The organism is Pleomorphochaeta sp. (genome assembly GCF_050031695.1).
Classification (GTDB): domain Bacteria; phylum Spirochaetota; class Spirochaetia; order Sphaerochaetales; family Sphaerochaetaceae; genus Pleomorphochaeta.
Window position 1 is genome coordinate 59,890 of record NZ_JBNAIC010000024.1, and the last position, 13,607, is coordinate 73,496.

The 13,607-nt window shown below is 25.2% G+C and carries 10 protein-coding genes; all 10 read left to right on the top strand.

Annotated features, from left to right (window positions below; genetic code table 11):
• Nucleotides 1-3 precede the first annotated feature (3 nt).
• The 10 genes from ACPKM0_RS05245 to ACPKM0_RS05290 all read left to right on the top strand — a co-directional run bounded on the left by ACPKM0_RS05245 (nucleotide 4) and on the right by ACPKM0_RS05290 (nucleotide 13,572).
• Nucleotides 4-1,680 (top strand): DUF4091 domain-containing protein, encoded by a 1,677-nt coding sequence (locus tag ACPKM0_RS05245; protein WP_472473983.1) that lies wholly within the window; start codon nucleotides 4-6, stop codon nucleotides 1,678-1,680.
• Nucleotides 1,681-1,725: 45 nt separating this feature from the next.
• Entirely contained in the window at nucleotides 1,726-3,810 is a 2,085-nt protein-coding gene (locus ACPKM0_RS05250) for a helix-turn-helix domain-containing protein (RefSeq protein WP_472473985.1), read from the top strand.
• Nucleotides 3,811-3,989: 179 nt separating this feature from the next.
• Nucleotides 3,990-6,467 carry an efflux RND transporter permease subunit gene (locus ACPKM0_RS05255; protein WP_472473987.1) on the top strand — a complete coding sequence of 826 codons (2,478 nt, stop codon included), beginning with the start codon at nucleotides 3,990-3,992 and terminating at the stop codon, nucleotides 6,465-6,467.
• Nucleotides 6,457-7,242 (top strand): outer membrane lipoprotein-sorting protein, encoded by a 786-nt coding sequence (locus ACPKM0_RS05260; RefSeq protein ID WP_472473989.1) that lies wholly within the window; start codon nucleotides 6,457-6,459, stop codon nucleotides 7,240-7,242. Before ACPKM0_RS05255 ends, ACPKM0_RS05260 begins: the two co-directional genes overlap by 11 nt.
• Nucleotides 7,242-8,573 carry a hypothetical protein gene (locus tag ACPKM0_RS05265; protein WP_472473990.1) on the top strand — a complete coding sequence of 444 codons (1,332 nt, stop codon included), beginning with the start codon at nucleotides 7,242-7,244 and terminating at the stop codon, nucleotides 8,571-8,573. Before ACPKM0_RS05260 ends, ACPKM0_RS05265 begins: the two co-directional genes overlap by 1 nt.
• A gap of 110 nt (nucleotides 8,574-8,683) precedes the next feature.
• Nucleotides 8,684-9,619, top strand: coding sequence for a helix-turn-helix domain-containing protein (locus ACPKM0_RS05270; RefSeq protein WP_472473992.1), 936 nt, complete (start codon nucleotides 8,684-8,686; stop codon nucleotides 9,617-9,619).
• A 97-nt stretch (nucleotides 9,620-9,716) separates the two neighbouring features.
• Nucleotides 9,717-10,676, top strand: coding sequence for an AEC family transporter (locus tag ACPKM0_RS05275; protein WP_472473994.1), 960 nt, complete (start codon nucleotides 9,717-9,719; stop codon nucleotides 10,674-10,676).
• Nucleotides 10,677-10,689: 13 nt separating this feature from the next.
• Entirely contained in the window at nucleotides 10,690-11,388 is a 699-nt protein-coding gene (locus tag ACPKM0_RS05280) for a flavodoxin family protein (RefSeq protein ID WP_472473996.1), read from the top strand.
• A gap of 59 nt (nucleotides 11,389-11,447) precedes the next feature.
• Nucleotides 11,448-12,806, top strand: coding sequence for an MFS transporter (locus tag ACPKM0_RS05285; RefSeq protein ID WP_472473998.1), 1,359 nt, complete (start codon nucleotides 11,448-11,450; stop codon nucleotides 12,804-12,806).
• Nucleotides 12,793-13,572 (top strand): PIG-L deacetylase family protein, encoded by a 780-nt coding sequence (locus ACPKM0_RS05290; protein ID WP_472474000.1) that lies wholly within the window; start codon nucleotides 12,793-12,795, stop codon nucleotides 13,570-13,572. Before ACPKM0_RS05285 ends, ACPKM0_RS05290 begins: the two co-directional genes overlap by 14 nt.
• Nucleotides 13,573-13,607 lie beyond the last annotated feature (35 nt).

A 13,607-nucleotide genomic window follows, 5' to 3' on the forward strand; every position in this document is an offset into this window, starting at 1 on the left:
AATATGGCAAATTATGAATTTTATTTAACTTCTTCTTTGGAAAAAGTATTTACAAATAAAAGAGCTAAAGTATTAACAAATGATACTTTTAGCATGCTAAAGAATGATAAACTTAATTTACAATTAGTATATTTTTTATCTGATGCTGATAGAAAAGCTAGAAACAGATATTTTAAGGTAATTATTGAGTCAAAGTTAAATTATGAAGTCAAAGATGTAAATTTAGTTAAGTGTGAGTATTTAGCAACAGAAAATAGGGATAGGTTTTATTTAGATACTACTCCAGGATTATATCCTGATTTATTAACTGATAACAAAGGCTTAATAAAACCGCTTCCCGATCAATTTAAATCTCTTTGGATATCATTTATTTCTGATAACAATTCTTTTAGAGATATTATATCAATTAAATTAGTTGAAGTATTATTAGAAGATAACACTGGTAATGTAATTGAAACTAATAATATTGTTTTTGAAAAAGAAATAAATATTAATGTAATTGATACTCAATTAATTGATTTACCAATAAAGCATACAGAGTGGTTTCACACCGATAGTATTGCTAATTATCATCAAGTAGATATTTTTAGTGAAAAGCATTGGCAATTAATAGAAAAATATATAGAATTTGCAGCTAAAAAATCAGATGTTAATATGCTATTAACTCCGATTTTTACTCCATCTTTAGATACAGATATGAATAAGGAGAGAAAAACTGTTCAATTAGTTGATGTAGAATATGTAAATAAGAAATATACTTTTAACTTCGAAAAGCTAAATAGATGGTGTGGGATTTGTAAAAAATATGGTATTAAATATTTAGAAATAGCACACTTTTTTACTCAATGGGGTGCAAAATATACTCCAAAAATAGTAGTAACAACTACTGATGAAAATAATAATAAAAAAAGGGAAAAGAGATTTGGATGGCATGTAAAGGCAACAGATAAAGAGTATAGAGTCTTTTTAAAAGCTTTTATCCCTGAGTTAATTAAAGAATTAGTAAATATGGGATACAATAAAGATAATCTATATTTTCACATCTCAGATGAACCTAATCTTGATTGTATAAAAGATTATGAGAAAGCAAAAAATCAAGTAAAAGATATTTTAGGTGAATGCAATTTAATCGATGCTTTAAGTGATTTTTCATTCTATGAAAAAGGATTGGTTGAAACTCCTATTCCATCAAATGATCATATAGAGCCATTTGTAAATAATGTAGATGAATTATGGACTTATTATTGTATAGCACAAGGAAAATTAGTACCTAATAGATTTATTGGATTACCATCTTATAGAAATAGGGCTATGGGAATTTTGATGTATCTTTACGATATTAAAGGATTTTTACACTGGGGCTTTAATTATTATGAAAGTGAAAATTCAAGAAAAACAATTAATCCGTTTATTACAACTGATGGAGAATGTGCTTTCCCCGCAGGAGATCCCTTTTTAGTGTACCCAGGTCCAATTACCTCTATAAGAAATGAAGTTCAAATGGAAGCTTTTAATGATTTAAAACTATTAAGAATATTAGAAGAAAAGACTTCAAGAGATGAAGTAATAAATATAATAAAGGGTAGTGAAGAGTATAATTTTACATTTAAAGATTATCCTAGAAATAACGAATATTATTTAAATTTAAAAGAGAAAGTAATAAGTATAATTAATATGTAATAGTTATTGATTAATATAAAAAAAGTATTTTATATTATTAAGCATATGAGAAAAATAAAGAAACATTTAGGCTTAACTCAGTCTAGATATAATACGTTTAAAACAATGATGAGTTTAGGAGTCATTGTATTTCTCATATGCTCTATTCTTTTCACGATTTTTTTTACTAGAATAGAAAAAGAGTTAAAATCAAATTTTAAAGATGTAAATGATTATTTAGTTACAATTGTACAAAATCAATTCCAAAATTCTCTAAACTTTTCAACAAGTGTAATATTAGATCCAGCAAATCAAAAAATAGCTGAGAGTGATTTTGACAAGTCTGATTTATATAACTATTCTCTTAGATTAAATTCTTTTGTAACAACAAATCCTTTAGTGGATACATTATTTGTTTATTATCCAAAATTTGATATAGTAGTCTGTGATTACGGTATATATACTTTAAAAGAGTTTTACCTAACACAATATGGATATCAAAATAAAAACTTATATATGAATTGGCAACAAGATTTAATTCTTTCAAAACAGACAGGTTTTTCTTATAATTCAAATTTTGAAAATAAAATCTTTTATACAAGAATTTCAGAACCACGTGATGCAGAAAATAATCCTAAAAATGAACAAATTATAAACTTTTCATTTGACTTAAAAGGATTAACTATTGAAGATAATAAAGCTTTTGTAGATGAACTAGGTTTTATAATTGATGATGAATTAATTTTATTGAAATCCAATAATCTAAATAGTATTAATCAATATTTAAATAATGATGAAAATTACCTTTTAGATAATTTGTTGATAAATTATCAAGATAGTTTAATTTACAAAAATATATTACCTTATTCTAATATTTCACTAATAACAAGTATGAATTTAGAATCTTATAAAGATAGTATGTTTTTCTTGATATTAGCTTCAATTCTTACATTAATAATTACCTTTTTAATAGCTATTACATATTCTCTAAGAGCGAGTAAGAATATTTTACAACCATTTAGAGAAATTGCTTATAGGTTATCTCCAAATAAATACTCAAAAGATTCACTTGTAATAATAAATGATAAAATAAATTCTTTACTAGAAGAAGAGTCTTATAAAGATGAAATAATATTAAAACAAACACTAGATATTCAAAATGTATTTTTATCAAATATTGTTTTTAATGAAATGGATAAAAATTATTTTAATTATTTAATTAATAAAAATGACATTGTTTTCCCATATTCAAGCTTTGTTGTATTTGTTTCTATTAATAAAAAAGCAAATGATTTATTAATAAATACAAGTGAAGAATTATTTTTTGATATCCCTTCCCAAATCAATTTAATTGAATACAATGATGAATTAATTGGAATTATCAATATTGAAGAAGATCAAGAGATTAAAGATAGTATTATTGTTGAATTAGAAGCTTATCTAAAAATTAATTCAATTGCTTTAAATAAAGTTAAATTTTGTATAAGTGATTTATTAATATCAATTTACGATATTCATTATGGATATGTTCAATGTAAATATATATTAGATAAAAAGGAAGGTTTTTCATCTTTTGTTGATAATTCAACTATTATTGTACAAGATTTAAAAAAATCTTTTGAGAATAATGATATTAAGTTATATAAGGAATGTATAGATAAAGTTTTTAAAGAAAACCAATACTTACCTTATGATTTATTATCAAAATTAATTTTTGAAATAAAACAATATGATAGTGGAATTCAGATCAAAGTAGATAATAATAGGGTTAGTAAAGATGAATTTATGCCATTGTTAAGAGGGAAATCTAAAAATAATGAGTCCTATAATTCTATAGTTACTAATGTAAATAATATTATTAGTAGATCTTTTAAAGATGTAAATCTTGGCTTATTCAGTATTAGTGAAGAATTAAAAGTTAGTAATACATATATTTCTTCAGTCTATAAAGATCATTGTGGTGTTGGTATTGTTCATCAAATTAATAAAAAAAGAATTGAATTTGCAAAATCATTATTATTAACAACTGATATGAGTGTAAAAGAAGTTGCTCTAGCTTCAGGGTTTTCAAGTGATATCTCCTTTATTCGAGTTTTTAAGAAAATGGAAGATTTAACACCTGGAAAGATGAGAAAAAAGAAAAAAAGTTAATTATAATTTTTAAGATATTTTATAACAAATAAATTTTATAATTATTTATTAATGACGAAACTTTATAATAAATTTAAATTAAAAAGATGTATAGAATTTAATAAATTCACCCATAAAGGTGATACATTTCATCAATATGTTTAATATCTATTTAATAGTTTGATCATTATAATTAAATTATGAAAACTAGAAAAATACAATTGAAAATAGACTCATTAATTACAGCTATTGCATTAATTCTTGCAGTTATATGTCTTTCTATGATTTCAAAACTTACTATTGATAGTTCAACTGAAGTGTTTATGCCAATCAATAGTGAAGCAGTAAAAACTAATGATATTATTGAAAGTGAGTTTGGTTCCCTCGATGCTATAATACTTGGAATTGTTAATGAAAAAAATTCTATATTAAATAGTAATAGTTTATTATTAATAGATTCCTTAACTAATCAAATTGAAATGCTAGATGGTGTAAATTCTGTAAACAGTATCACAAATCTTAGTCATATAGAAGACGATGAGTTTGGATTAGAAGTTGTTCCTCTTTATGAAGGAGCTGATACTAAATCAATAAAGATGATGTCTAATAAACTTAATAATTGGCCTGAAATATATGAGGGAACTTTTATTTCAAAAGACAAAACAATGGCATCAATTATTATAACAATAGATAAAGAAATTGAATATTCAAAACAAAAAGATCTTATTGACTCAATTCTCTCATTTACAAAGGAGAATTCTCATAACAGTGAAGAATTTTTACTTATTGGGATTCCCATCGTAAAACAACAAATAAATGAATCTTTAGTAAGCGATATGATAAGACTATCTCCTATTGTTGGGCTTCTTATATTACTTGTATTAGCTTTAACATTAAAAAAAATATCTGGTGTATTTCTTCCTCTCCTTACTCTATTTTTAAGTGCCTCATATATAATTGGAATTATGGTCATTTTTAATATAACTTTTACAATGGCCACGATGCTAGTGCCTGTACTCCTTTTAATTGTTGCTAGTGCTTACACTATTCATGTAATGAGTCATTTTTATGAAGAGATATTAAGTTATAATGGCCATATTACCTTCTCTCAAATAATGGTTATAATTAATTCTGTTATTATAAAGAATAAAAAGCCAATTATTCTTGCAGGATTAACTACTGCAGCAGGATTTTTAGCACAATTAACATCTCCTTTATCCCCTTTTAGAATGTTTGGATTATTAAGTGCAATTGGAGTAATAATTTCACAAATTGCTTCTCTTTTTCTTCTTCCATCCTTTTTAAGATTGACTTATAGAAATGGTATTAACAAAGAAATAATAACAAAATGGAAGATAAGAGATGAAAAAGGATTCAAACAAGTTTTTTCAAAATATATATCAAATCTTGTAATTAACCATAAGAAATCAATTATTCTTTTATCATTAATTTTAGCAACAATTACAATAATATTAGTTCCAAATATTAAAAGTGGAACTAATATGATTAATTTCTTTAGAAAAGATAGCACAATCGTAAAACATACCAATTTATATAATGAAAAAATGGCCGGAAGTGGTGTTCTAAATATAATGATTTCAAACAAAAGTGAAAAAAGAATATTAAATCCTACTTTCTTAAATGCTTTAGAAAATTTTGAAAAAGAAATTGAACAATTTTCTCAAGTCGGGAAAATACGAACTATTGTTTTATATGTTACAAGGATGAATTATTTGTTAAATCAAAAAAGTATTCCTTACCAAAAGAGCGATAAAGTTGAAAAAGAATTTGATTTTTTCAGTGATTCATTTAGTTTAGAGGATAATACAACAGAAATAATTGAAATTCAAACTAACCAAAATGATATAGAATATGATACTGAAACATTTAGAGAAATTCCAACAGATCCATTAAAATATGGACTTGAAAGTGAAGAAGATTTAACTAATCTCATTAGTCAATATTTAGTTCTTTACTCAGGAAATCTAGAATATTTGATAAATGATTCTATAGAGCCAGATAAAACTAATATTACTATAACTCTATATGATACTGAGAGAGAAAAAGTATCACAAGTTATAGATTTTATTTATAAATATTGGTCTAATTATACTGATTATGAAATTGCAGTAGGTGGTGGAGAAGCAATAAGTTTAGCTCTTACAGAACTAGTTACTAAAAGCCAAATATATTCACTTATAGCATCACTTTTTATAATTTTTTGTATTCTTTCTGTTTTATTTAAAAGCATCAAAATTGGACTTATTGGATTGATACCCGTAGGCTTTGCTCTCATGGGTATATTCTTAACTATGTCTTTATTAGCTATTCCTCTTGATATAGTTACTTCTTTATTAGCAGCTCTTGCTATTGGAATTGGAGTTGATTATGCAATTCATTATATATCAGCATATAGAAGAATAGTTAAAATAAATAAAGAAATATCATTTTATAATTCGATAATGAACACTACTGGAAATGCAATAATAATTAATATGCTCTCAATTACTTTGGGCTTTGTGGGTCTATCATTTAGTAAATTTATACCAATACAACAGATGGGGATTCTGTTTTGTATTTCAATGTTTGCAGCTGGTATTTCTAGTATCACAGTATTACCAATTGCACTCAGTCTTTTTGATAATCAAATAATAAGGAAGGTGAAAAATGAAAAATAATTATAGTAAAAAAATATTTATAATCTTAATTCTTTTCTCTTTAATACTAAAATCTTTAAGTGCCCAAATTAATGCACATGAAATTATGAAAAGAGTATCTGATACTCAATCCTACAACAGTGCAGCATTAGATATCATACTTATTCTAATAGATAAAAACAATGAGGAAAGGGAGAGAAGAATTCAAACTCTAACAAGATTGAAGAATGGTGATAAAGAGAGTATTACTATATTCTTATCACCAGCTAGTGTAAAACAAACAAGGTTTCTTACAATAGAAAAAGATGGAAAAGATGAACAATGGATTTATTTACCTGCACTTAAACAAAGTAAAAGAATATCAAGTGGGGAGCAAACAGGATCTTTTATGGGATCGGATTTTTCTTATGCTGATATGAGCTCTACAACTTTTAATCATGATGAGGCAACACATACTTTTATAAAACAGGATATATATAATGATAGAGAAGTGTATGTAATTGAATCGATTCCTAAAATAGATTCTAACTATGGAAAAAGTATTGTTTGGGTTGATAAAGAAACATTTCTACCTATGAAAGTAGAACTTTATGATAAAAATAAAACAACTCTTTTAAAGCAACTTAATACTAAAAAAATTGAATTAATAGATAATGAATGGACTGCATCTATTATGGAAATGGAAACCATTTCAACAGGTCATAAAACTCAAATTAAAATTGTACAAGCTAAGTATAATATTTCAATTCCTAGTGGATATTTTTCAATTAAATTTTTGAACACAGGGAGGATATAATGAAAAAAATAATCACAATTTTCTACTTAAGTACTATTTTTTTATCAACTATAATAGCTAGTGACGGATTTGATTTTATCTTTGATGATGAAAAAAATTATGAAGAAGAAGATTCATCATCATTTGATATTTATGGTGATATTTCTTCAAGGGTAGAGATATTTAGCTATAGTAATAAATTTTTCGAAAATGAAATAAATCCTTTTGCTAATCTTAATTTAATTTTTGAATATAATAACCCATTTTTATTGGGATATGCTAATATTTATATACCTGCTTTAGATGAGGATAATGTGACTTATAAAGATATGGTAAAGGAACTCTCACTTTCTTATTTTATCCCAAATGGAAAAATTCAGGCAGGTTATTTTGTTCATAGATGGGGTAGTGTTGATACAGTTAGAGTTGTTGATGTAATAAATGCAAATGATTATTCATCGGGTTTATATATCAATCAACTAGAAATGAAAATTAGTGAACCTATAATTCTTACTCAATTTTATTTAGGTAATAAACTGTTAGAATTCATTTATAAACCTATTTTTACTTCAATAAAAATAGCTTCAAGTGGAAGATGGAATATTGAAGATGAGGTTAGTAGTCTTTTAATTATTAATGATTCTACTAATATTATTGAACCAAATACTAATACGCTGGAATACGGCTCAATTGGAATCAAATATGCTATGCCAATAAAATCTATTGATGCAGCATTTATGTATTATAGAGGATATTTTGAAATCCCTGGATATCAATATACTATAGTTTTAACACCTTCACCTCCTTATGAGGTTATAAGTATAGAGACGATTTATACTATGATGAATATATTTGGTAGTGAATTTACATATTTAAAAGGGCCTTTTACTTTTGCTAGCGAAGTTGCTTTATATTTAAGTGAAGACTTTAATTCAACAGAGGAGAGTTTATATAATAATAGACTTAGCTATACAGTATCAGTTAATTATAAAATTAAGGATACAACAAGTTATGTGACATTAAGTTATAATGGATGTAGTATTTTTGGTTATGATGATACAAATTTATTAGATGTGGATACGGCCTCAAATCTAGAACAAAATCACAATATTATATTAGCTTTGCATGTACCACTTTTTATGGAGAAATTATTAGTAGAAGCAGGTATTACATATCAAATACCTACAAAAGGGTATGTTGTTTTATCTAAGATAGAATACAACTTAAAAGATGATATTACATTGAGAGTAAATGCTAATCTATATGGAACTTTTGATAATAATGAAGATTCATTATATAAAACCTTTGATAATAATGATTCTTTATCTTTCTCAATTAATTATCAATTTTAGCAATGAAAATGAAATTATTAAAAAATCATCTAATTGTTTATAAATAATTTGAATTGGTTTTTTTATAAGTGTTATAATAAAACATCTGATTTAGAAAAATGGAGGTTAGGATGTTTATTATAGCCGATATACTTTTATTTTTAACAACTTCTCTTGTTCTTTCTATTACAGCATTATGTTTACTTACTTACATAAGAGCAAAAGATAATTATTCCTTAAATTTTCTTAGTATATTAATACCTCTTGCTGCACAAATGCTATTAACACAATTTTATACATATATTCATCGTCTTTTCCCCGATTTATTAAAATCAAATACGAATTATAAATTATTTGCCATTTGGGCTACTTGTATTTCAATTATATTAACAACATTGTTACTATATGCTTTAGCCAATTTTTTAATTAAGCTTCTACCTCTTACAAAAGAAAAAAATAATACGGCCCTTATTCTTATGCGATTAGTAATTTTATTATTTTTTATTATAAGTATAGTTATTATTTTACTTTTTAGTGATTTAGATATCATTACTGCTATGAAAATTACGTTTAATTATCATTTCTTTGCTGGAAGTTACTTAATGGTAATATTAGGAGTCTTTGCTTTTTATTATAAAAAGTTTGTAAAAGGATGGGAAAAAGAAAATTTACTATCAGGAATGGTGGCAACTTTTTTCCCATTAATAATAACTTTTCCAATTGATTTAATATTTTTCAGAGAAAATACTTTTAAATTAGCTTACTTAAGTTATTCATGTTTTTCAGTATATCTTTATTTCTATATTTCTAGACAGTATTTTCAAAAATATGAAAAACCTATAGAAAATAAAGTTGTTAATACTGAATACTTAAAAGAGGCAGGAATTAGTACTAGAGAAAAAGAAGTTTTATTATTGCTTTTTGAAGGAAAAACTTCATATGAAATTGCATCAGAGCTGTTTATATCTAATAATACTGTAAAATCACACATTAAACATATTTATAAAAAGTTAAATGTATCGACTCGTGTTCAATTGTTTGTTCTTCTTTCTAATAAAAAGTATTAGTAGTTTTGAATTAATAATTATTATAGCTAATATATATAATAAATTTATTAATTTATGTTAAGATTGACAAAAGTTTAATATTTTGAGGAATTTTTTGATGGGTATAGCAGCAGAAGTTGTATTTACAATGATAATTTTATTAGTCATTGGTTTTTTTATATATGATAGGCCTTGGGCAGGTGATAAAGCTGTTGCTTTGATTAGTAAATTATTAATTAATGTAAGTTTACCTTGTATGCTTTTATATAGCATGGTAAATTCAGTTACAAAAGAACAATTAAGTACCTTTGGAATCTTGATAATTATTACAATGATAATTATTATAATAACTTATTATTTTTCTTTTTTAATTGCTAAAATAATCAAAGTAAAAAAGGGTCGTCAATGGACTTTTGCCATGATGGGAAGTCTATCTAATTCTGTTTTTATTGGGTTACCTGTTTGTAGTATGATTTATGGTGTAGAAAGTGTTCCTATTGTAATGCTTGGTTTTACAGCAGGTAGTTTTATTACTTTAACATTAGGGATATCAGGGATTATAAAAGATGCGACTGAGTTAGGAGTTGAAAATTCACATTTAAATGCTATTACTCAAATTAAAAATATGTTTTTAAATCCGATAATGTTATCATTGATAATTGGCCTTTTGTTAAATATACTTAATATTAAATATTTCCCAAGTTTGAATAATGCTCTTAAATATATCTCTGATACTACAACTCCATTATCTTTGTTATTTATAGGTATGTTTATGAGAACTATGAAATTAAAAGAATTTTTACCCGATAAAGATACTTTTGCAGTTTTAATAATAAGATTTATATTTGCTCCTTTATTAGCATATTATATATATAAAGGTTTTAATTTATTAGGAATGAAAATTGATGACTTTAGTATTAATGTTTTAGTATTACAAATTGCTTGTTGTGTATTAACAATGACTTCTATTTTTGCTATAGAATATAAAGCTGATGGTAAATTTGCAACAAAGAGTGTTGCATTAAGTAATATAGTGTTTTTGTTCGTTTTACCAATATATATAGTTTTGTTAACTTAAAAAGGAAAATTTTATGACTGTATTAATTATTCATGGATCGCCTAGAAAACAAGGTTGTTCTTCAAGTATTGCAAGAAAAATTACAGATAAATTAAATCCTGATAAATTATTAGAAATAGATTTACAAAAAGAAAATTTGCCATATTGTAAAGGGTGCTTAAATTGTGTTTATAAAGGTATTGAATATTGTCCACACAGTGAACAAACTCTTTCTTTTAAAGAAAAAATATTAGAAGCAGATACTATAATAATAGCAACTCCAGTTTATATTCTACACATGTCTGGGCAATTAAAAACATTTATTGACCATTATCCAAGTATGTTTTTGATTCATAGACCAGAGAAAAAAATGTATAATAAGCAATTAATTGTTATCGCTACAGCTGCAGGTCCAGTTTTTAAGCAAACATTAAAAGAAATAAAAGAATGTTTTACATTTTTTGGAATTTCTAGAATATATAAATTAGGAGTTGCTGTACAAGCAGAAAATTATAAAAAAATAAAACCTAAAAAGATGCAAGAAATTGATACTAAAATTGATAGAATCATAAAAAAAGTAAAAAGAAATGAAAAGTCAAAAAAAGTTTCTATTAAAATAAGAGCATGGTTTTATATATCTAGAATAATGCAAAATAAAGTTAGAACTAGTGATGCTGATTATGATTATTGGGATAAGAATAATTGGTTTAAAAAAGAGAGACCGTGGCAATAAAGTTTTTTTTCTTTAAATAATAATTTTTCATGATACAATTGTTTAAAGAAGGAAAAATTATGAATGAGACTCAAAACAAAGTAAAATTTGTTGAAAAATTTACTTATAGTACTGGAATTCTAGGCCAAAATTTAATATATAACATGATGGCAATGTATATATTGTTTTATTTTACTGATATTTTATCAATTCCAGCATCAATAGCTAGTTTAATAATAATTATTGCAAGCTTATGGGATGCAATAAATGATCCAATAATGGGGATGATTGCTGATAATACAAGAACAAAATGGGGTAAATTTAGGCCCTATCTTATATTTGGTTCGTTTTTTATAGGTATAATAACAATACTCTGTTTTTCTAACAGAGCTACCAATATGACTTCAATAATTGCATATGCTGCTATTACTTATATATTATGGGGAATGATTTTTACTTCTTGTGATATACCAATTTGGGCTTTATCCTCTGTTGTATCTGATAAATCTGAGACTAGAGATCAACAAGTTACTTTTGGAAAAGTTGGAGCTACAATAGGGGTTGTTATCTCATCAGTATTATCTGTTCCAATATTGAATATTTTTGGTGGAGAGAGAAGTCAAAATTCTTATTTTTATCTTGCATTAATATTTGCAGGAGTAGGCTGTATATTAATGTTTATAACCGGTTTGTTTTCGAAGGAGAGAATAATTGCTCCTGTAGATAAGACTCCGTTTAAAGAAAATATAAAAACTGTTGTAAATAATAAACCACTTTTATTATTAATGATAGCTTTATTTATAGTAAATTTCATAAATAGTATAAGACAAAGTGTTCAAATATATTTTGCTGTTTATACTTGGGGTGATGCTAATTATATGACTTTAATTGGTTTATCCTTAGTTATAGGAATGTTAATTGGAATGATTATCTCGCCATTTCTTTTAAAGAAATATAAAAAAAGAAATATATACATTTATACTTGTATAATTGCATCAATTGTCTGTGTAATTCCTTATTTCATTGATTACTCTAATATTGTACTAGGTCTTATATTTATAGGTTTTTCATTCCTATTTAGTGGTATAGCTATGATAGTTACTACTAGTATGTTAATGGATACGATTGACTATGCAGAGTATAAAAATAACTTTAGAAGTGAAGGTATTGTTTTTTCAATGAATACGTTTTTAACTAAATTAGGTGCAACTATTTCAAGATTAATTTTAGGTGCAAGTTTAGTTATTTTAAAATATGTTGAAAATGCCCCAAAAACTCCTAAACTACAATCCGGTTTTAGTTTTATGGTTTATATTATTCCAGCAATAGCCTTTTTATTAGCAATTATTCCAATTTATTTTTATAAATTAGATGAAGATGAATTGAATAAAATAAAGAATACCTTAGAAGAAAGGAGACAAAATAATGAAAAAAAATAAATTATCGAAGCAAAATAATTTATTGAATAAATTATTCACAGCACCTAAAATTGAAGATGCTAAGTGCGTATTATGTGTACAACCTCATAGTGATGATAATGAAATCGGTATGGGTGCAACTATCAAAAAGTTTGTCGACAATGGTTGTGAAGTTCATTATTTAACAGTTACTGATGGCCGTCTTGGTACTACTAATCCTAAGAAAGATTTAAATGAATTAAAGAAAATTAGGAGAAAGGAAGCAACAAAAGCTGGAAAATCCTTAGGTGTAAAAAATTTTCATTTTATGGATTATAAAGATGGAACTTTGAAGAATCCAAGAAAATTAAGTTATGAAATCTGTGAATTAATTAGAGAAATCAAGTGTGATTATGTGTTTGTATGTGATCCTTATAATAGTTATGAAGCCCATTTGGATCATATTATTGTAGGTCAAGCAGTCTCTCAAGCGGTCCTTAGTGCATCTTTAGCATATTATCCTGAGAAAACTAAAACAAAACCCTTTGAAGTTAAATGTATTGGTTATTATTTCACTTCAAACCCAAATACTTTTATTAATATAGATAATGAGATAGAAGCACAGTTTGCTGCAATGAGCATGCATTCTAGTCAAATAAATGAAAAAATGTTAATGCTATATAAAGGTTATCTATCAAATCAATATGTTGGGTATTCAAAAGATATGGAATGTAATTTTGCACAAGGGTTTAAATTATTATCACCACTTCATCTTCACTGTATAACTGAGGCGAATCTTATATCATAAAAAAAAAGCACTATGGTTTGAAAAATAATTTTCAA